The following is an 18702-nucleotide window of genomic DNA, read 5'->3' on the forward strand; positions in this document are numbered from 1 at the left end:
CGGTCCCCCGCACTCTAGGCATCCGGTACGACAGCGGCCGGCCTAACCCAGGTCGGCGAGCCGCCGGGCCCAGTCGCCACCGATCGGGTCCAGCTCGACGATCCGGGTGTCGTCGTCGCGGCGGTCGATGCGGACCCGTAGGTGCGCGTCGACCAACTGCTCCACCAGTCCCTCGCCCCACTCCACCACCGTCACCGAGTCGTCCACCGAGGCGTCGAGGTCCAGGTCGTCGATCTCGGCGCGCGGATCGGTGGCGTCACCCAACCGGTACGCGTCCGCGTGCACCAGGGCGACCCGGCCACCTCGGGCCGGATCGGGGCGGTGCACCCGGGCGATCACGAAGGTCGGCGAGGTGATGTCGCCGACCACACCGAGCCCGGCGCCGACGCCCTGCGTGAGCGCGGTCTTACCGGCGCCCAGCGGACCGGTCAACAGCACCAGGTCACCGGCCCGCAGCAGCCCGGCCAGGCGCCGGCCGAACTCCCGGGTGTCCTCGACGGTCGGCAGCTTGACGACGTGACTCACCGTTCCTCCGACTTTCCAAGTGATTCGAGGAACCGCGCGAGCGCGGCGTTGACCTCGTCAGCATGCTCCAACATCACCACGTGACCGCTGTCCTTGATCTTGACGAACTCGGCGTGTGGCAGCCGCCGGACGATCTCCTCGGAATGGACCACCGGGGTGATCATGTCCTTGTCGCCGACCACCACCAGCACCGGCGTCGCGGCCAACGCCGCGAGGGCCGGGAAGCGGGAGTGCGTGGCCAGGGTCCGCAGGTAGCGGGTCACCGTGTCGGCCGACGTCCGGGAGTTCATCATCTCGACGTACGAGACCAGAGTGGGGCTGGGCTTGCGGGTGCCGAAGCCGTACTTGCGGGTCAGCAGCCAGGCCACGTTCGACGTCGACTTGCGGGCCTTGTCGATCACCGGCCCGCCGTAGCGGGTGGCGTTGCTGACCATGTAGAGCACCGGGCCGCCAACCCGGCCGAGCAGCGCGGGCGCGACCAGCTTGGTCTCCGCGACGAGCCCGCCCGAGGTGGCCATCAGGACGGTGCCCACCACCCGGTCACCGAACAGCTCCGGAAACAGTTCGGCGAACGCCATGATGGTCATGCCGCCCATCGAGTGGCCGACCAGCACCAGTGGCCCGTCCGGGGCGGTGCGGTCGATCACCTGGCGCAACGTCCGGCCGAGCACCGTGAGGTCGTACTCGCCGGTCTCCAGCCGGCCGGACCGACCGTGCCCGGGTTGGTCGTACGCGACGACGCGGTAGTCACCGCGGGCGGCGAGCATCTGGCGCTGGAAGTGGAACGTACCCATGTCCAGGCAGAAGCCGTGCACCAGCACCACCGTGGGGTGCCCCGGCACCGGCCTGGTCGGCTCGACCACCTCGACGTGGATGTCGGTGCCGTCCGGCAACTCCAGGCGGAACGCCTCGTCGTACCGTTGCTCGCCGAACATCTCGTGCGCGTAGCGGTCGGCCGGGTCGGCCTTGAGCCGGCGGACCAGGGTGCGCTCGGTCGCGACCCCGGCCGCCAGGCCCGCGGCGGCAACGCCCACCGCGGCGCCGACGATCCCCGCGACCCGGCCCACCGCGGTCCGCGGACGCGGAATGCGGTAGCTCACGGCGTCACCTCGGTTCGCGACTGCGGGGCTCGCAACCCCGGCTCACTCCTCGCGCTCACGGCCGCTCGCCGTCGTAGACCCGCGGCACCCGCGTGCTGCCGAACCGGGTCACGATCTCGTAGTTGATCGTGCCGGCGGCCTCGGCCCAGTCGTCGGCTGTCGGCTCGCCGTCCGCGCCGCTGCCGAAGAGCGTCGCCACGTCGCCGTCCGCCACCCGGTCGTCGCCGCAGTCGAGCACGAACTGGTCCATGCAGACCCGCCCCGAGATCGTCCGCCGGACGCCACCGAGCTGCACCGGACCGGCGTTGGAGGCGTGCCGGGGAACCCCGTCGGCGTACCCGAGTGGGACCACGGCGAGATTCGCGTCGGATTCCGTGGTGTAGGTGTGCCCGTAGGAGACTCCGGTGCCGGCGGGAACCCGCTTGGTGAGCATCACCCGGGCGCGCGCGGTCATCGCCGGTCGCAGACCGTACGTCTCGCCGGCCACCGGGGAGAGCCCGTAGATGGCCAGACCGGGGCGGACCAGGTCGAAGTGGGTGTCCGGGCGGGTCAGGGTGGCCGCCGAGTTGGCGAGGTGCCGCCAGCGCGGTCGCAGACCGGCCCGCTCGACCATGGCCAGCCCCTCGTGGAAGACGGCCAGTTGACGGTCGATGGTGGGGTGGCCGGGCAGGTCCGCGTAGACGAAGTGGCTCCACACGCCGACCACCTCGACCAGGCCGTCGGCCTGCGCCTTCGCGGCGGCGTCCAGCAGCGCCGGCCAGTCGGCGACGGTCGCCCCGCCCCGGGACAACCCAGTGTCGATCTTCAGGTGCAGGCGGACGGGGCGCCCGGCGAGCCGGCTCGCCTCGATCATCTCGTCCAGTTGGGACAGGCTGGCCGCGCTCAGGTCCACCCCGGCGCCGACCCCCTCGTGCAGCGGTAGGCCGGGCGCGAGCAGCCAGGCCAGCACCGGCTCGGTCACTCCGGCCCGCCGCAGGGTGAGCGCCTCGTCGAGGGTGCAGACACCGAGCCAGTCCGCGCCGGCGTCGAGCGCCGCGCGAGCGGCCGGGAGCATCCCGTGGCCGTACCCGTCGCCCTTGACCACCGCCATCAACTCGGCGGTGGTGCCGGAGCGGAGCCTGCTCACGTTCTCGCGGATCGCGTCAAGATCGACGCGTACCTCGGCCTGCCACATGCGCCCAGCCTACTTTCCGTGGAGATCAGCGCGGGCGGCGACGCACGCCCCGCACGGCCGATCCGGTCGTTCCGCCCGGAACCGGCCCGATCAGCCCAGGCGGGCGACGACCGGGCGCAGCGCGGTCACCACGTCGGGCGCGGTCACCGGCCCGCTCCGGGCCGCCTCCCGGCCGGCGAGCCCGTGCAGGTACGCGGCCGCGGCCGCGGCCCGATCGGCGGGCACACCGGCCGCCAGGAGTGAGCCCAGCAGCCCGGCCAGCACATCGCCGGTGCCGCCGGTGGCCAGTGCCGGGGAACCGGTCGGGTTGACGTACGCCCGACCGTCAGGTGTGCCGATCACCGTGCGGTCGCCCTTGAGCAGCACCACCGCCTTCATCCAGGCGGCCAGCCGCAGCGCGGCGCCGACCCGGTCGGCGCCGGGGTCCTCACCGCAGAGTCGGGTGAACTCGCGGTCGTGCGGGGTGACCACGATCGGCGCGTCCCGACCGCGGAGCTGGTCGGCGAGCGACCCGTCCACCAGCAGGGTCAACGCGTCGGCGTCGAGCACCACGGGCACCGGGGCGGCCAGCACGGCGCGCAGCTCGGCCGCCGCGTCGGCACCGGTGCCCAGCCCGGAGCCACAGACCCAGGCCTGCACCCGACCCGCGTCGGCGACCCGCCCACTGGCGATCACCGAGGGGTGCTGGTGCAGCACCTCGGCGCGGGCGCTGCCGGCGTAGCGGACCAGGCCGGTCGGCCCGGCCAGCGCACCGCCCACGGAGAGCACCGCCGCACCCGGGTAGGTCGCCGAGCCGGTCGCCACCCCGACCACACCCCGCGTGTACTTCTCCGACGCCGGACCCAGCTCCGGCCACCAGTCGATGACGTCGGACCACTCGGTGACCCGCAGCGCCGGGGTGCCCCGCAACCAGGGCCGCAGCCCGATGTCGACGAGCTCCACCTGGCCGGCCAGGGAGGCGGCCGGCCCGACCACCAGGGCGGGCTTCAACGCGCCGAACGCCACCGTCACGTCGGCGTGCACCGCGTTCGGTCGGCCGGACGGGGCCAGCGGCACGTCCCCGGTGTCCACCGCGACGCCGCTCGGCACGTCCACCGCCAGCACGGTGGCCCGGTCACCGTCACGTCCGCGCAGCTCACCGAGCCGTTGCGCCACCGAGTCCGCGCCGGTCCGCAGCCCCCCGGTGCCACCGATGCCGACGATGCCGTCGAGTACCAGGTCGACCGGGCCGGTGGGCTGGTCGACCAGCCGACCGCCGGCCGCTCGCAGCGCGGCCAGTCCCGCCTCGTGCGCCCGCCCGGGAGTGAGGAGCAGGACGGACACCTGGACACCCCGGCGGGCCAGTCGCTCCCCCGCGTACAACGCGTCGCCGCCGTTGTCGCCGGAACCGACGAGCAGCAGCACCCGGCCGCCGTAGACGCCGCCGCGCTCGGCGAGCAGCAGTGCGGCCCGGCGGGCCAGCCCGGCGGCGGCGCGCTGCATGAGCGTCCCCTCCGGCAGCGTGCCCATCAGCCCCGCCTCGGCCGCCCGCACGTCGGCCACCCGCCACACCGCTCTCATGCCACCGTCTCCCCATCAGTTCACGGGTGGACCCGACCGGCCCGCCCGGTCGACGTCACCGTTCCGCGACCACCATCGCCGACGCGATCCCCCCGTCGTGCGACAACGAGAGATGCCAGTGGTTGACCCCGCGCGCCTCGGCCGCCGCCGCGACGGTGCCGGCGACAGCCAGCCAGGGACGGCCGTCCGGGTCGGCCCTGATCTCGCAGTCGTGCCAGCTCAGCCCGGCCGGGGCGCCGAGCGCCTTGGCCACGGCCTCCTTGGCGGCGAACCGGGCGGCGAGCGACTCCGGCGGGCGCGGGCCGCCGGAGCGGGTGTGCCGCTCGGCGCTGGTGAAGAGTCGGTCGGCGAGCAGCGGCGTCCGTGCCAGGGCCCGGGCGAACCGGTCGACCAGGACCACGTCGATGCCGACAGCGACGATCACGATCACACCCTACCGGCGGCCGGGGCCGGAGATTAGCCGTCGGGGCCACGGTGGGCAACGCCTGTGGACAGGCCGGGGTACGACCCACCGCCCGCTGTCCACAGGGCACTCCGGTGCCCTCCACGCCCGCCTAGCGTCAGCGCGTCGATGCCGATCGTCCACGGGGGTGTGGTCATGACCGATGAGCTGTTCGCCGTCCGGCCCGAGGAGCTGCGGGCGGTCGCCGGCACGCTCGACGACGAGGCGTACCGGCTGGCGTTGGGCCTCGCAAGGGTGCCGGAGCTGCTGGTGGTCGCGCCCGAGTGGAGGGCCGGCGCGGCTCTGGCCGGGCTGGAGGCGGCCGGGCACGCCTGGTTCTGCCGGCTGGGTGCTCGGGTCGCGGCGACCTCCGGTGGAGTCCGGGCGGCGGCCGAGGCGTACGAGACGGTCGACGACCGGGCCGCCGGCCGGTTCGCCGCGCTCCCCCGGTGAGCGGCGTCGGCTACCGGCAGCTGTGGGCGGCCGATCCGGGCGGCTGGCGGACCGCCGGGGTGGCCTGGGCCGGGCTGACCGGGCCGGTCGACCGACAGGTCGGCGAGTTGGGGGCGGCCGGCACGCGCCTGCGCAGCGGTTGGTCCGGTGCGGCAGCCACCGCGGCGGATGCCCGGCTCGCCGGTCTCGGTGCCGAGCTGGCCTCGGTCACACCCGCACTGATCGAGGTCGACCAGGTGCTGGCCGAGCTGGCGGGCCGGCTGACGGTCGCGAAGGCCCGGCTCGCGGAGGCGGTCAACCGGGCGGACGCGGCCGGGCTGGTGGTGGACCGCGCGGGCGGGGTGCACGTCGATCCCACCCGGGTTCGGCCCACCGAACGGACCAGCGTCGTGGCCGCTTCGGTGGCGGCGGCCCTGCGCGACGCGCTCGACGGAGCCGGGGCGGCGGATCGGGTCGCCGCGGACCGGCTGGACGAGCTGACCCGGGCCGCCGGCTCGGGGTGGGCGTCCCCGCCACCGCCGGGTCGGCCGGCGGCCGGTGCCGCACCAACGCTTGTGCGCGCCTGGTGGGCAGGGTTGACCCCGACGCAGCGACGGTGGCTGATCGGGCACGAGAGTGCGCTGGTCGGCCGTTTGGACGGGGTGCCGGTCGCCGCCCGGGACCAGGCCAACCGGCTGCGGCTCGGGGTCTGGCGCGCGGAGTTGCTGGCTGAACGGCAGCGGTTGCTGACCCGGGTGCCGCCGGGGCCGCTCACGACGCTCCGCCTGCACGGGGTGGCCGGGCGGTTGGCCGGCCTGGACGCGTTGGCCGGGCGGCTGGCGGCGGACGGGGAGCCGCGGGCGTACCTGCTGCGGCTGGACACGGCCGGTGAGGGCCGGGTGGTGCTGACGCTCGGCAACCCGGACCAGGCCGACCGGGTGCTCACCTACGTGCCGGGGATGGGTTCCGGGCTGGACGACGCTCCCGGTGAGTTGGGCAGGGCGGCGCGGGTGCTGGACCGGTGCGCCACCCTCGCCCCGGGTGAGCGCAGCGCGGCCGTGCTCTGGTTGGACTACGACGCTCCGGACTTCGTGACCGCAGCGGCGTCGGCGGGCCAGGCAAACGACGCCGGCCCGGCGCTGCACCGCTTCCAGGAGGGGCTGCGGGCCAGCCACGAGGGGCCACCGGCCCGGCAGACCGTGCTCGGGCACAGCTACGGGTCACTGGTGGTGGGGACGGCCGCGCGGGAGCACGGGCTGGCCGCCGACGCGCTGGTCTTCGTCGGTTCGCCCGGGGTCGGCGCGTCGCACGCCGCCGAGCTGGGCGTGCCACCCGGTGAGGTCTGGGCCAGCCGCGCCCCGGACGACGTGATCCGCGTCGCCCGCCCGGTTGACGAGTTCGCCCGGCGCGCCCTGCTCGGCCCGGCTTCACTGGCCGCGGTGCTGGGCTGGCCCGACCGGAGCGGGCACGAGCTGTGGTTCGGTCACGACCCGTCGGATCCGGGGTTCGGCGGTCGGGTCTTCGGCAGCGGGCGAGGCGGGCACACCGGTTACTGGGACCCGGGCAATCCCGCGCTGGACGGGATGGCCCGGGTCGTGCTGGGGCGTTGAGGCCTATTCGACGGTGACCGACTTGGCCAGGTTGCGGGGCTGGTCCACGTCGTGCCCACGGGCGTCGGCGATCTCGGCGGCGAGCACCTGCAACGGCACCGTGGTGACGAGCGGGGCCAGCAGCGTCGGCGTACGCGGCACGTAGATCAGGTGGTCGGCGTACCGGACGACGGCCTCGTCGCCCTCTTCGGCGATCACAATGGTCCGCGCGCCACGGGCCCGGACCTCCTGGATGTTGGAGACGACCTTGTCGTGCAGCATGCCCCGGCCGACCGGCGAGGGCACCACGCAGATCACCGGTGTGCCCTTGTCGATCAGGGCGATCGGGCCGTGCTTCAGCTCGCCGGCCGCGAAGCCCTCGGCGTGCATGTACGCCAACTCCTTGAGCTTCAGCGCGCCCTCCAGGGCCACCGGGTAGCCCACGTGCCGGCCGATGAACAGCACGGTTGGCTCGGACTTCAACTCCCGGGCCAGCTCACGGACGGGCTCGATCCGGTCGAGCAGCTCCCGCAACTTGCCCGGGATCTCCTGCAACTGCGCGACCACCGCGCCCACCTCGTCGGCGAACTTGATCCCGCGCACCTGGGCCAGGTGCAGGCCGATCAGGTAGCAGGCGACGACCTGGGTGAGGAACGCCTTGGTGGACGCGACGGCGATCTCCGGCCCGCCGTGGGTGTAGAGCACCGCGTCCGACTCGCGGGGGATCGTCGAGCCGTTGGTGTTGCAGATGGCCAGCACCCGGGCCTTCTGCTCCTTGGCGTGGCGCAGCGCCATCAGGGTGTCCATCGTCTCGCCGGACTGGGAGATCACCACGATCAGCGTGGACCGGTCGAGCACCGGGTCGCGATAGCGGAACTCGCTGGCCAGCTCCACCTCGCAGGGGATCCGCGTCCAGTGCTCGATGGCGTACTTGGCGACCATGCCGGCGTGGTACGCCGTGCCGCAGGCCACGATGAAGATCTTGTCGACGTCGCGCAGGTCCTGGTCGCTGAGGCGGACCTCGTCGAGGGCGATCTCACCGGTCTCGGTGAGCCGGCCGAGCAGCGTGTCGGCGATGGCCTGCGGCTGCTCCTCGATCTCCTTGAGCATGAACCAGTCGTAGCCGCCCTTCTCGGCCGACGAGGAGTCCCAGTCGATGTGGAAGTCCTTGCCGGTGGCGGGCTGACCGTCGAAGTCGGTGATCTCGATGCTGTCGGCGGTGATCAGCACGATCTGGTCCTGGCCCAGCTCGACTGCTTCCCGGGTGTGCTCGATGAACGCGGCCACGTCGCTGGCCAGGTAGTTCTCGCCGTCGCCCCGGCCGACGACGAGCGGCGAGTTGCGCCGGGCGCCGACGACCGCGCCGGGCACCGAGGCGTCGACGGCGAGCAGCGTGAAGGCGCCTTCCAGCCGCTGGCAGACGACGCGCATGCCGGCGGCGAGCAACTGCGGGCCGTCCGGCTGGCCGGCGGCACGCAGGTCGGCAAGCGCGGCGGCGAGCAGGTGCGCGGCGCACTCGGTGTCGGTGTCGCTGGCGAACTGGACGCCGTCGGCCTCCAGCTCGGCGCGGAGCCTGGCGAAGTTTTCGATGATGCCGTTGTGGATGACCGCGACCCGTCCGTCGCCGGCGACGTGCGGGTGGGCGTTGCGGTCGGTCGGGCCACCGTGGGTGGCCCACCGCGTGTGCCCGATGCCGGTGGTGCCGTCACCGATCCCGATCGGGCTGGCCGCGCAGGAGGCCGGGTCCTCGGCGGCCCGCTCGGAGAGCATCTTCTCCAGGTTGGCCAGCTTGCCGGCCTTCTTCTCGGTCAGCAGCTGGTCGTCGCAGACGATTGCCACGCCCGCCGAGTCGTAGCCGCGGTATTCCAGCCGCCGCAGCCCGTCGAGGACGATGCCGAGAGCGGGGCGCGCGCCCGCGTATCCCACGATTCCACACATGGCCCGCAGCCTAACCCAGTTTCACTCATGATGGGTGCTCGAAAGTCGGGTTATCAATCACGGAATCTGAGCGATCGGGGTCTGGGCGGCCACAACGGGACGAGCGTCGCAGGCCCGTTCGTGCCCCACCCCGGAGGGCAGGGTTGCGGCGCGCCAGCGGGTGCGAAAGTCTCTCGACGGGTTTGGTGCTCCCGTCCACGGCCCGTACGTCCTACCCACTCCCGCCCGGAGCAGCCATGACCGACGCGCCCTCGCCCGACCCGTCGCCCTCACCCGCATCGGAGCCGACCCCCTCCGCGCCCCCGCCCGAGCCGACGGCGTCGCCCTCCTCGGCGCCGATCCCGGCCCCCGACCCGCTGGCTCCGGTTCAGCCGTGGGCGCCCCAGGCCCCATGGACACCGTCGCCGTGGTCGCCATCTCCGCCGACCGAGCCCTGGGCGCCGACCCCGCCCGACACCCGGTGGACGCCCCAGCCGCCCGCGGCGCCGTGGACGCCCGACGCACAGACGTCCCCCTGGTCGCCGGCTCCGGCCGACGCCTCCGGCGCGCCGCCGGCCGGATCACCGCCGCCGGGGTGGCCCACGCCGGCCGGATCGCCGCCAGCGGGGTGGCCCCAGCAGCCGGGCCAGCCGCAGTACCCGGGCTGGCCGCCGCCGGGGTATCCGCCGCCGTACGCCTACCCCGGCTATCCACCGGCCGGCGGTAGCTCACCGAGGAACAACGGCCGGGTCATCGGGATCGCCGTCGCTGTCGTCGTGGCGCTGTTCCTGCTCGTTTGTGGCTGCCTCTGCGTGGCTGGTCTGCTGGTCGACACGAACGGTTCCGACCCAGCGGTCGAGGGCCCGTACGTCAATCCCGACGACGACTGGACCGCACCCACCGCCGGACCACCCACTCCCGAGTGACCTGCCTGGTTTGATCATGGAGCACGGTGCGCTCACGTGAGGCTGGGGTTCAGCCACCGGCACCCGTAGGCTGGCGCAGGTGACGAGCACCGATATCGACCCGCTGGTGGCCCGGATGCGGCCGTTCGGCACGACGATCTTCGCCGAGATGTCCGCCCTCGCCGTGCGGACCGGCGCGGTCAACCTCGGCCAGGGCTTCCCCGACACCGACGGCCCTCCGGAGATGCTGGCCGCCGCCGCCGAGGCGCTTCGCGGGGGGCAGAACCAGTACCCGCCCGGCCCGGGGATTCCCGCTCTGCGCGCGGCGGTCGCGGCCCACCAACTGCGGTTCCACGACCTGACGTACGACCCGGACGGCGAGATCGTCATCACCGCCGGCGCGACGGAGGCGGTCGCGGCGAGCATCCTCGCCCTCTGCGAACCGGGCGACGAGGTGGTCTGCTTCGAGCCGTACTACGACTCGTACGCCGCCTCGATCGCGCTTGCCGGCGCGATCCGGCGGCCGGTGACGCTGCGCCCCGCGGCCGAGGGCCGGTACGCCTTCGACCCGACGGCGCTCCGCGCGGCGTTCGGCCCACGGACCCGGCTGGTGCTGCTCAACTCGCCGCACAACCCGACCGGCAAGGTCTTCACCCCGGCCGAACTGGCGCTGATCGCCGAGCTGTGCCAGGAGTACGACACGTACGCGGTCACCGACGAGGTGTACGAGCACCTGGTCTTCACCGACGCGGCGAATCCGCACGTGCCACTGGCCACCCTGCCCGGGATGTGGGAGCGGACGCTGCGCATCTCGTCGGCCGGCAAGACGTTCTCCTGCACGGGTTGGAAGATCGGCTGGGCGAGCGGCCCGGCGGCGCTGGTCTCGGCGGTGCTGCGGGTGAAGCAGTTCCTCACCTACGTCAACGCGGCCCCGCTGCAACCGGCGGTCGCCGTGGCGCTGGCCCTGCCGGACGACTACTACACCGGCTTCCGGGACGGCCTCCAGCAGCGGCGGGACCAGCTCGTCGGCGGTCTCACCGACGCTGGGTTCGAGGTGCTCGACTCGGAGGGGACATACTTCGTCACCGCCGACATCACCGCCCTCGGCGGCTCCGACGGGGTGGAGTTCTGCCGCTCGCTGCCGGAGCGTTGCGGCGTGGTGGCCGTGCCGACGCAGGTCTTCTACGACGACGTCGAGGCGGGCCGACGGTTGGTCCGGTTCGCGTTCTGCAAGCGCCCAGAGGTGCTGACCGAGGCGGTCAACCGGCTGCGCGCTCTGCGCTGATCCGGCGGCCCCGGCTGTGCCGGAGGCTGTGGAGCTGCTGTCGTGAACGATTCAGCTCCACAGCGTCCGACTGACCTACGACGCGGCGGGGCTGGCGGTGCGGACCAGTTCGGCGATCCGCTCGGCGACGTCGCGCGCGGTCTGCTCGGTGGCGGCCTCGACCATCACCCGGACCAGCGGCTCGGTGCCCGACGGGCGCAGCAGCACCCGCCCGGTCTCACCCAGCTCCGCCTCGGCCCGCTCGACCTCGGCGCGGACGGCCGGTGCGGCGGCGCCGACGGTCCGGTCGCCGACCGGCACGTTGATCAGCACCTGGGGCAGTTTGGTGACCACCGAGGCCAGCTCGGCGAGGGACTGGCCGGTGGCGGCCATCCGGGCCATCAGGTGCAGGCCGGTGAGCACTCCGTCGCCGGTGGTGGCATGCGCCGGCATGACGATGTGACCGCTCTGCTCACCGCCGAGCGCCAGCCCGGAGGCGCGCAGGGCCTCCAGGACGTACCGGTCGCCGACCTTGGTCTCGATCAGCCGGATGCCCTGTGCGGACATGGCCAACCGTAGGCCGAGGTTGCTCATCACGGTCGCGACCAGGGTGTCCTGGGTGAGCGTGCCGGCATCCCTCATGGCCAGCGCGAGGATCGCCATCACCTGGTCGCCGTCGACCTCGTCGCCGTCGGCGCTGACCGCCACGATCCGGTCGGCGTCGCCGTCGTGGGCGATGCCCAGGTGGGCGCCGTGCTGGACCACGGCCTCGCGCAGCGCCTCGATGTGGTTGGAGCCGCACTCGTCGTTGATGTTCAGGCCGTTCGGTTCGGCGTGGATCGCGACGACCTCCGCGCCGGCTTCCCGGTAGGCGACCGGGGCGACCTCGGCGGCAGCGCCGTTGGCGCAGTCGACCACGACCTTGATCCCGTCCAGCCGGTGCGGCACGGCTCCGACCAGGTGCTGGACGTAGTGGTCGGCACCGTCGAGCAGGTCGTGCACCCGGCCGATGCCGGCGCCGGTCGGCCGGTCCCAGGCGGTGGTGGCGTTGGCCTCCACGGCGGCCTCGATCTTCATCTCGATCTCGTCGGGCAGCTTGTGCCCGCCGGCGGCGAAGAGCTTGATGCCGTTGTCGGGCATCGGGTTGTGCGACGCGGAGAGCACCACGCCGAGGTCGGCCTTGGCCTCGGCGGTGAGGAACGCCACCGCGGGGGTGGGCAGCACGCCGACCCGCACCACGTTGGCACCGGCGCTGGTCAGGCCGGCGACCACGGCGGCCTCCAGCATCTCGCCACTGGCCCGGGTGTCCCGGCCGACGACGGCCAGCGGCGGGTGGCTGCGGTCCGTCTCGGCGAGCGTGTGCGCGGCGGCCACCGCGAGCGCCAGTGCCAGTTCCGGGGTGAGATCCGCGTTTGCCCGCCCGCGTACGCCGTCCGTGCCGAACAACCGACCCATACCCGCCAACCTCCGTGGTGCGCTGCCGATGTGGAGAAAGCGAAACGGCCGGCCGCCTCCCCCGAGTCGGGGGAGGCGAACCGGCCGTCCGTCAGAAGTACAACGCGCTGGAAAAGATCAGCGCTTCGAGTACTGGGGAGCCTTACGGGCCTTCTTGAGGCCGTACTTCTTGCTCTCCTTGACCCGGGCGTCCCGGGTGAGGAAGCCGGCCTTCTTCAGGGCCGGGCGGTCGTCCGGCTCGTTGATGATCAACGCGCGGGCGATGCCCAGCCGGAGCGCACCGGCCTGGCCGGTGGTGCCGCCGCCACGCAGGTTGGCGATGACGTCGAACGCCTCAAGCTTCTCGGCGGTGACCAGCGGGTCCTTGATGAGCTGCTGGTGCACCTTGCTCGGGAAGTACGCCTCGAGGTCCTGGCCGTTGCAGGTGATCTTGCCGGTGCCCGGGACGATGCGGACCCGGACGATGGCCTCCTTGCGGCGGCCCACGGTCTGGATCGGCCGGTCACCACGAGGCGCGCGGGCGACGGGCGCCGGTGCCTCGGTGGCCTCGGGGGTTTCCGGGGCGACGGCGACCTCGGTCTCGATGATGTCGGTCATGCTGCTTCCTTCGCCCGCGCTCACTGCGCGATCTGCTTGATCTCGAACGGCACCGGCTGCTGCGCGAGGTGCGGGTGCTCGGCACCGGCGTACACCTTCAGCTTCTTGATCAGCTGACGGCCGAGCTTGTTGTGCGGGAGCATCCCCTTCACAGCCAGCTCGATGGCCCGCTCGGGGCGCTTGGTCAGCAGCTCGTCATAGCCGATCTGCTTCAGACCACCCGGGTAACCGGAGTGGCGGTAAGCAACCTTGGTCTGACGCTTGTTGCCGGTCAACGCAACCTTGCCCGCGTTCACGATGACGACAAAGTCGCCCGTGTCGACGTGCGGCGCGAAAGTCGGCTTGTGCTTACCACGCAGCAACGTGGCGGCGTGGGTGGCCAGGCGGCCCAGCACGACATCAGAGGCGTCGATGACGTGCCACTGACGCTCGATCTCACCCGGCTTCGGGCTGTACGTACGCACAGGTCTACCTTGTCTCGTCGTCGGTCTGGGGTCGCGCGCCGAGGTGACCAGATCTAGCAGGCCGGACCAGCGCGCACGAACGACCAAGCGTACCTGATAGGGCACGCCTCTGGATGTCGTACAACAGCAGGCAACGATACCCGGCGCGGTGTCCGCAGGTCAAAACGGGGGTGCCGTTCCGCACGGCGACGCGCCGGGGGTGGCCCAGCTCACACGCCGGCGAGCCGATCGGCGGCGCCCGGACGGCGGTAGACCACCCAGGTGACCGCGAAGCAGAGGGCGTACCAGCCGATGAAGGCCAGGTAGGCGGCGTCGGCGTTACCGGAGCTGAGGAACGACTGGCGGAACGCGACGTTGACCAGCACCCCACCGGAGGCGCCGATCGCGCCCGCGATGCCGATCAACGCGCCGGTCATCCGCCGCGCCCAGCGGGCGGCGGCCTCCGGATCGCGGCGACCGTCGGCCACCGCGTCCGCCGCCCGGGCCCGGAAGATCGCCGGGATCATCTTGTACGTGGAGCCGTTGCCGATGCCGGAGAACACGAAGAGGGCGATGAACCCGGCCAGGTAGAGCCCGAACGAGCGCTCCCGGGCCGCGTACAGCACGATGCCCGCGCCGGCCGCCATCGCGACGAAGTTCCAGAAGGTCACCCGGGATCCGCCCAGCCGGTCGGCGAGGTGCCCGCCCAGCGGCCGGATCAGCGAGCCGACAAGCGGGCCGAGGAAGGTCAGCCAGGCGGCGTCGACCGGGGTGGGGAACCGCTCGGCGAACTGGAGTTGGAGCACCTGACCGAAGGCGAACCCGAACCCGATGAACGACCCGAAGGTGCCGATGTAGAGCAGCGACATGACCCAGGTGTGCGGGTCGCGGGCCGCCTCACGCAGCGCTCCCGGCTCGTTGCGCGCCCCGGGCACGGTGTCCAACCAGCGGGCCGCGGCCAGCGCGGCCAGCACGATCAGCGGCAGGTAGACCGCCGGGACCAACCGGGGGTACGCGGCACCGGCGGTGGCGAGGACCGCCAGCCCGACCAGCTGCACCGCGGGTACGCCGAGGTTGCCGCCGCCGGCGTTGAGCCCGAGGGCCCGTCCCTTGAGCCGCTGCGGGTAGAACAGGTTGATGTTCGCCATCGAGGAGGCGAAGTTGCCGCCACCGACGCCGGTGAGGCAGGCGAGCACCATCAGGGTGGAGTAGGAGACCCCGGGTTCCAGCAACACCGTCATCGGCACCGTGGGCACCAGCAGCAGCAGGGCGCTGATGATCGTCCAGCGTCGCCCGCCGAACCGGGCCACCGCCAGCGTGTACGGCAGCCGCAGGACCGCTCCCAGCGCCGCCGGTACGGCGGTGAGCAGGAACTTCCCGGCCGGGTCGATGCCGTACGCGGGGCCGAGGAAGAGCACGGTCACCGACCAGAGGCTCCACACCGAGAAGCCGACGTGCTCGGCGAAGATCGAGACCCAGAGGTTGCGCCGGGCGATCGGCGCGCCCGTCGCCTCCCAGAAGTCGGGGTCCTCGGGACGCCAGTCGTCGAGCCGGCGCCCACGCGCGGTGGCGGCCGGCTTCGCGGCGGTGACTGCGGTGCTGGTGAGCGTGCTCACGGCGGCTCCTTCTCGTCGGTGTGACGAGGAGAAACGCTAGGAACGCCTGATTACCTGGCAGTGCCCGTCCTGGGTCGGCCGGGAAACGGGGATCGCACCACGGGCCGGCGGCGGTGGTGAGGTCGGTGCTCAGAGCTGTTGCAGGATGCGCAGCGCGCGGCCGACCCGGAGCATCGTGTCGGTGTCGGCGACGTCCACGCAGCCGGTGAACCACTTCTTCATCGGCGAGGAGATGCGGTCGGGCATCACCACGTACCGGCCCATCGACACGGCGAGCGGCGAGTCGCGCAGCAGTGACTCCTCGACCACCTCGACCACGATCACGATGGGCACGTCGGTGGAGTTGTAGACGTCCGAGCTGACCACCAGACCGAGGCGTTCCCGGGCGCCCTCGATGCGCCAGACCTCTCCCCTACGCAGCACGCGGTCGTCCGCCGGAGAGCAGGTCGTTGACCATGCCCACCTCGCGGGCGTCGGCGAGAGCGGCGGACTCCAGGTCCAGGCCGGCGCGGCCCACGGCGGCGGCGTGCGCGGTGAAGACCTCGCGCAGCGCCTTCTCGCGGGCGGCCTGGTCCATCCACGCGGAGAGCGACAACCCCTCGCGCTTGGCGAACCGCCGCGCCTCCTCGATCGTCTCGTCGGTAAACGACAGAGTCACCTTGGCAGTCATGTCGCTGAGACTACCCAGCGGTATGACCACCAGTCATCCCGGCGGCGACCGGCTCGCGTACCGGCGTCGAAACGCCCATTCCGGCGACTGTCACCGAACCCGACCACCGAACACCGCGAAGCGCCACTCCTTGAAGTAACAGTCGACGTCGACCAGGCCGGCCTCGGCGAGCCAGCGACACTGGTCGGCCACGGTCGCCGGCCGGTCGTGCCGCATCCGGCCCCGGGAGCCGGCGATCTCCTCGGGGGACGCGCCCAGCTCGGTGATCCGCTCCATCCACACCTCGTCATAGCGCCGCTCCAGCTCCGGGGTCGGCCCGGCGACCTGCTCGGCGTTGACGAACACCCCGCCCGGCGCCAGCGCGGCGGCGGCCCGCCGGTAGAGCGCCCGCTTGCCGGCGTCGTCCAGGTGGTGGATGGCCAGTGCGCTGACCACCGCGTCGTACCGGCCGGGCGGCAGCTCGTCGGACAGGTCGGCCCGCACCGACCGGTGCGGCACGGACCGGTCGCGCAGTTGCTCGGTGGCGCGGGCGAGCATCGCCGGCGCCCCGTCGACAAGGGTCAGCCGGACTCCGGGCACCGCCGTGGCCAACAGCAGCGAGAGCAGGCCGGTGCCCGCCCCGAGATCCAACACCTCGGGAGTACGACCGGCCGCCAGCGCCGCGCGCAGCGGCGGTGTGGCCACCTGCACGGCGGTGCCGTAGAAGGCGTCGAAGCAGGGGATCAGCCGCCGACGCTCCTCGTCGTAGGTGCCGGCCACAGCGTCGAAGACGTCCGTCACACTCATCGAGCGCTCCCATGCTTTGAGACAGATATCCCATATTATAGGCGCGCCGCATCAGACAGCGACGCTGATGTCGTCAGCGATTCAGCTCCAGGGGCGTTCGGCTCACCTCCCGCTGCACGCGAGGTCACCGCGGCTTCCGCAGCAGTGGAACCGGCGCTGCGGGCGGTCCAGGTGGTCGGTCTGGCTACGCCTGCGCTGCCTGGCGGGGTGGTCGACCGCGGACACGCGAGAGGCCCCCGGCGATTTCCTTGGATTCCAGGAGCCGGGGGCCGTTCGTGCTGCGTTGGTTAGCCGACGGGGCCGATCGCCTTCGCCAGGTCGACGAAGCCAGCCCATGCCGCCGGTCCGAAGGTCAGCGTCCCGCCGTCGCGGTCTTTGGTGTCACGGACGAGCACGACGCCGGGGAGGTTGCCGGCAACCTCGACGCAGTTACCGCCGTTGCTGCCGCTGCGGGTGCTCTTGCGCCACTGCACGCCGGTCATGTCCATGCTGCCGCCGCTTTCCTGACGAGATCGAGAGACTGCGCCCTGGGTAGGGCATCGCCAACTATGCGCGCCCACCTTCGTCCAAGGGTAGCAATTTCCGTCGTTTCGTCGATGATCTGAGCTCTGACCTGGCCGTCCACATGCGCAACCTGCGCGCCGTCAGGCATCTCGGCCATGGTGAACGGCCCGCCGAGGCCGAGATACATCGGCGTGTCAGCCGGTACGACGTGCACCTGCACATGCGGCAATGCGGCGCACGTCGCGATGTGTTCGCACTGCTCGCGCATCAGCGCGGCGCTGCGCCCGGCCCGTCGCCGTAGCACTGCCTCGTCGAGCACGGCGACGACCAGCGGCGGGCGAGGGCGGTGCAGGATCGCGTGTCGCAGCATCCGCGCGGACACCCGGTCCTCGATCTCTTCGGAGGTCAGCGATTCCATGGCGAGCGTCGCCCGCGCGTACGCCTCGGTCTGAAGGAGGCCGGGCACCCATGCCAGCTCGAACCACCGCAACGCGACCGCCTCGCGCTCGATGTCGATCCACGGCCGGAACCATGCTGGTTCCCGTCGGGTGAGGACGTCCGGCCAGAGGTCGCCCACCTCCCGGCCGAGCAGCCTGGCGACCTCGACGCGATGCCGGCTGCGCGGGATGCGTCCTGGATTGGCCCACCGCGCGGCAGTCTTCGGATCGACCCCGATCTGACCAGCGAGACTTTCAGCGGTCTCCCCGACCTCGGCCATAGCCGCGATGAGTACCTGATTCACTCCTAATCCCTCCTCGACGTCCCGAACGTCCCAGAGGAATGTTGCTACGGAGTGTATGCGTCCCACAACCCTGAGAGAGGCTGCGCTGTAGACGGCGCGGCCGGTAGGGAGCACGGAACCCGGCGGACGCGTTCGTATCGGGGCCGCCCTTGGCCTGCCACAGATCTTGGACAGTTTCCGTTACGCGAGATCGGAAACTGTCCAAGATCTCCACGAGCGAGCACGCATGGGGCGGTCCCTCCCCACGTGACGACGAGGAGAGAGCGCCGTGCCGGACGAGCTGCCCGATCGGAAACCCCAGTCGACGCCCCACCTACGGAAGCCGCACACGGGTGACGTCCTGCACCTGACCCGCGCCGCGAGTGTTCAGTTCCTGCGCCCGATCTTCGTCCGCGTGATTCGGGTCCTCGACTGGCCGACGTACGACGGCTGGTTGTGGATTGACGGTTACGAGCTGGCCGCGAACGGCGACGCGGTCGTACGCCGGTCCCTGTTCGTGATGCTCGCGGGCCTGATCTGGCCGGACCCGCCCGCCCCGGCAGCCCGTCGTCGGCCAACCACGCGCACGCGCGTGAAGGGCGGTTCGGTGAGGGTCGGATGACCCGCCGTCCTCGCCCACACCATCCGATGCGTCCGGCGTGGCTCTGCCGTAACTGCGCCGCCCCCTGGCCGTGCGCACCGGCTCAGCTTCACCTCGCGACCGAGTTCTACGGCCATTCGATCGCCCTGGCGTTCTATCTGGCAGCGAACATGCATGACGCGGTCGGCGACCTGTACTCCCTCGGCGTTCGTCCTGACCCACGAGCACTTCACGCCCGGTTCCTGGGCTGGCTGTCCCTGACCCGCCGACCACACCGCGCCAACGTGCGCTGACCGTGAGGTGAAGGCCGCCATCGCCGCGCCGACACCACCCATCCGCCACGTCCACTGCCCCCGTGCGGTGTGAGCCCCACTTGACAGGACCGAAACAGAAGGGACCCG

22 protein-coding genes are annotated in these 18702 nt (G+C 72.3%); 7 read left to right on the top strand and 15 right to left on the bottom strand.

The features are described from left to right. Positions 1-42: 42 nt before the first annotated feature. From tsaE to AB0A90_RS27120, 5 genes are all read right to left on the bottom strand, one after another. Complete coding sequence (gene tsaE / locus AB0A90_RS27100) at positions 43-525, bottom strand: tRNA (adenosine(37)-N6)-threonylcarbamoyltransferase complex ATPase subunit type 1 TsaE (RefSeq protein ID WP_184178621.1); 483 nt, start codon at positions 523-525, stop codon at positions 43-45. Continuing rightward, positions 522-1625 (bottom strand): alpha/beta hydrolase, encoded by a 1104-nt coding sequence (locus AB0A90_RS27105; RefSeq protein WP_357253485.1) that lies wholly within the window; start codon positions 1623-1625, stop codon positions 522-524. Before AB0A90_RS27105 ends, tsaE begins: the two co-directional genes overlap by 4 nt. A gap of 55 nt (positions 1626-1680) precedes the next feature. Next, a complete protein-coding gene (gene alr, locus AB0A90_RS27110; protein WP_357253486.1) occupies positions 1681-2799 on the bottom strand; it encodes an alanine racemase in 1119 nt (372 codons plus the stop codon). A 90-nt stretch (positions 2800-2889) separates the two neighbouring features. Further along, positions 2890-4359 carry an NAD(P)H-hydrate dehydratase gene (locus AB0A90_RS27115; protein WP_357253488.1) on the bottom strand — a complete coding sequence of 490 codons (1470 nt, stop codon included), beginning with the start codon at positions 4357-4359 and terminating at the stop codon, positions 2890-2892. A 55-nt stretch (positions 4360-4414) separates the two neighbouring features. Further along, positions 4415-4783, bottom strand: a complete 369-nt coding sequence (locus AB0A90_RS27120; protein WP_357253490.1) for a holo-ACP synthase — start codon at positions 4781-4783, stop codon at positions 4415-4417. 174 nt (positions 4784-4957) lie between these two features. Between AB0A90_RS27120 and AB0A90_RS27125 the strand changes: the two genes are divergently transcribed. Continuing rightward, the gene (locus tag AB0A90_RS27125; RefSeq protein WP_357253492.1) at positions 4958-5254 is read left to right on the top strand and encodes a hypothetical protein; all 297 of its coding nucleotides are present in this window, start codon (positions 4958-4960) and stop codon (positions 5252-5254) included. Continuing rightward, positions 5251-6843 carry an alpha/beta hydrolase gene (locus AB0A90_RS27130; protein WP_357253493.1) on the top strand — a complete coding sequence of 531 codons (1593 nt, stop codon included), beginning with the start codon at positions 5251-5253 and terminating at the stop codon, positions 6841-6843. The genes AB0A90_RS27125 and AB0A90_RS27130 overlap by 4 nt, the downstream gene beginning before the upstream one ends. A gap of 3 nt (positions 6844-6846) precedes the next feature. Here AB0A90_RS27130 and glmS read toward each other — a convergent pair whose 3' ends face one another. Continuing rightward, entirely contained in the window at positions 6847-8760 is a 1914-nt protein-coding gene (gene glmS, locus AB0A90_RS27135; protein ID WP_357253495.1) for a glutamine--fructose-6-phosphate transaminase (isomerizing), read from the bottom strand. A gap of 373 nt (positions 8761-9133) precedes the next feature. Here glmS and AB0A90_RS27140 point away from each other — a divergent pair, with 373 nt between their 5' ends. The 3 genes from AB0A90_RS27140 to AB0A90_RS27150 all read left to right on the top strand — a co-directional run bounded on the left by AB0A90_RS27140 (position 9134) and on the right by AB0A90_RS27150 (position 10929). Further along, positions 9134-9466, top strand: coding sequence for a hypothetical protein (locus AB0A90_RS27140; protein WP_357253497.1), 333 nt, complete (start codon positions 9134-9136; stop codon positions 9464-9466). Between the two features lie 49 nt (positions 9467-9515). Beyond that, the gene (locus AB0A90_RS27145) at positions 9516-9665 is read left to right on the top strand and encodes a hypothetical protein (protein ID WP_357253499.1); all 150 of its coding nucleotides are present in this window, start codon (positions 9516-9518) and stop codon (positions 9663-9665) included. A gap of 79 nt (positions 9666-9744) precedes the next feature. After that, a complete protein-coding gene (locus AB0A90_RS27150; RefSeq protein WP_357253501.1) occupies positions 9745-10929 on the top strand; it encodes a pyridoxal phosphate-dependent aminotransferase in 1185 nt (394 codons plus the stop codon). Between the two features lie 75 nt (positions 10930-11004). Here AB0A90_RS27150 and glmM read toward each other — a convergent pair whose 3' ends face one another. The 9 genes from glmM to AB0A90_RS27195 all read right to left on the bottom strand — a co-directional run bounded on the left by glmM (position 11005) and on the right by AB0A90_RS27195 (position 17721). Beyond that, entirely contained in the window at positions 11005-12363 is a 1359-nt protein-coding gene (gene glmM, locus AB0A90_RS27155) for a phosphoglucosamine mutase (protein ID WP_357253503.1), read from the bottom strand. A 117-nt stretch (positions 12364-12480) separates the two neighbouring features. Beyond that, positions 12481-12960: a 30S ribosomal protein S9 gene (rpsI, locus tag AB0A90_RS27160; protein ID WP_357253505.1), complete on the bottom strand. Its 480-nt coding sequence runs from the start codon at positions 12958-12960 to the stop codon at positions 12481-12483. 20 nt (positions 12961-12980) lie between these two features. Next, a complete protein-coding gene (gene rplM / locus AB0A90_RS27165; RefSeq protein ID WP_053653864.1) occupies positions 12981-13424 on the bottom strand; it encodes a 50S ribosomal protein L13 in 444 nt (147 codons plus the stop codon). A 209-nt stretch (positions 13425-13633) separates the two neighbouring features. Continuing rightward, positions 13634-15019 (bottom strand): nitrate/nitrite transporter, encoded by a 1386-nt coding sequence (locus AB0A90_RS27170; RefSeq protein ID WP_357253508.1) that lies wholly within the window; start codon positions 15017-15019, stop codon positions 13634-13636. A gap of 129 nt (positions 15020-15148) precedes the next feature. Next, positions 15149-15442 carry a hypothetical protein gene (locus AB0A90_RS27175; protein ID WP_357253510.1) on the bottom strand — a complete coding sequence of 98 codons (294 nt, stop codon included), beginning with the start codon at positions 15440-15442 and terminating at the stop codon, positions 15149-15151. After that, positions 15432-15689: a DUF6364 family protein gene (locus tag AB0A90_RS27180; RefSeq protein WP_088950199.1), complete on the bottom strand. Its 258-nt coding sequence runs from the start codon at positions 15687-15689 to the stop codon at positions 15432-15434. Before AB0A90_RS27180 ends, AB0A90_RS27175 begins: the two co-directional genes overlap by 11 nt. Positions 15690-15779: 90 nt before the next feature. Continuing rightward, positions 15780-16475 carry a class I SAM-dependent methyltransferase gene (locus AB0A90_RS27185; RefSeq protein WP_357253512.1) on the bottom strand — a complete coding sequence of 232 codons (696 nt, stop codon included), beginning with the start codon at positions 16473-16475 and terminating at the stop codon, positions 15780-15782. Between the two features lie 287 nt (positions 16476-16762). Continuing rightward, positions 16763-16957 carry a DUF397 domain-containing protein gene (locus AB0A90_RS27190; RefSeq protein ID WP_357253695.1) on the bottom strand — a complete coding sequence of 65 codons (195 nt, stop codon included), beginning with the start codon at positions 16955-16957 and terminating at the stop codon, positions 16763-16765. Then, the gene (locus AB0A90_RS27195; RefSeq protein ID WP_357253514.1) at positions 16954-17721 is read right to left on the bottom strand and encodes a DUF5753 domain-containing protein; all 768 of its coding nucleotides are present in this window, start codon (positions 17719-17721) and stop codon (positions 16954-16956) included. The genes AB0A90_RS27190 and AB0A90_RS27195 overlap by 4 nt, the downstream gene beginning before the upstream one ends. Positions 17722-18001: 280 nt before the next feature. Between AB0A90_RS27195 and AB0A90_RS27200 the strand changes: the two genes are divergently transcribed. Continuing rightward, positions 18002-18322 (top strand): hypothetical protein, encoded by a 321-nt coding sequence (locus AB0A90_RS27200; RefSeq protein ID WP_357253697.1) that lies wholly within the window; start codon positions 18002-18004, stop codon positions 18320-18322. Continuing rightward, the gene (locus tag AB0A90_RS27205) at positions 18319-18594 is read left to right on the top strand and encodes a hypothetical protein (RefSeq protein WP_357253516.1); all 276 of its coding nucleotides are present in this window, start codon (positions 18319-18321) and stop codon (positions 18592-18594) included. The genes AB0A90_RS27200 and AB0A90_RS27205 overlap by 4 nt, the downstream gene beginning before the upstream one ends. The last annotated feature ends 108 nt before the right edge of the window (positions 18595-18702 follow it).

The organism is Micromonospora sp. NPDC049204, from assembly GCF_040647935.1.
Taxonomy (GTDB): Bacteria; Actinomycetota; Actinomycetes; order Mycobacteriales; family Micromonosporaceae; genus Micromonospora.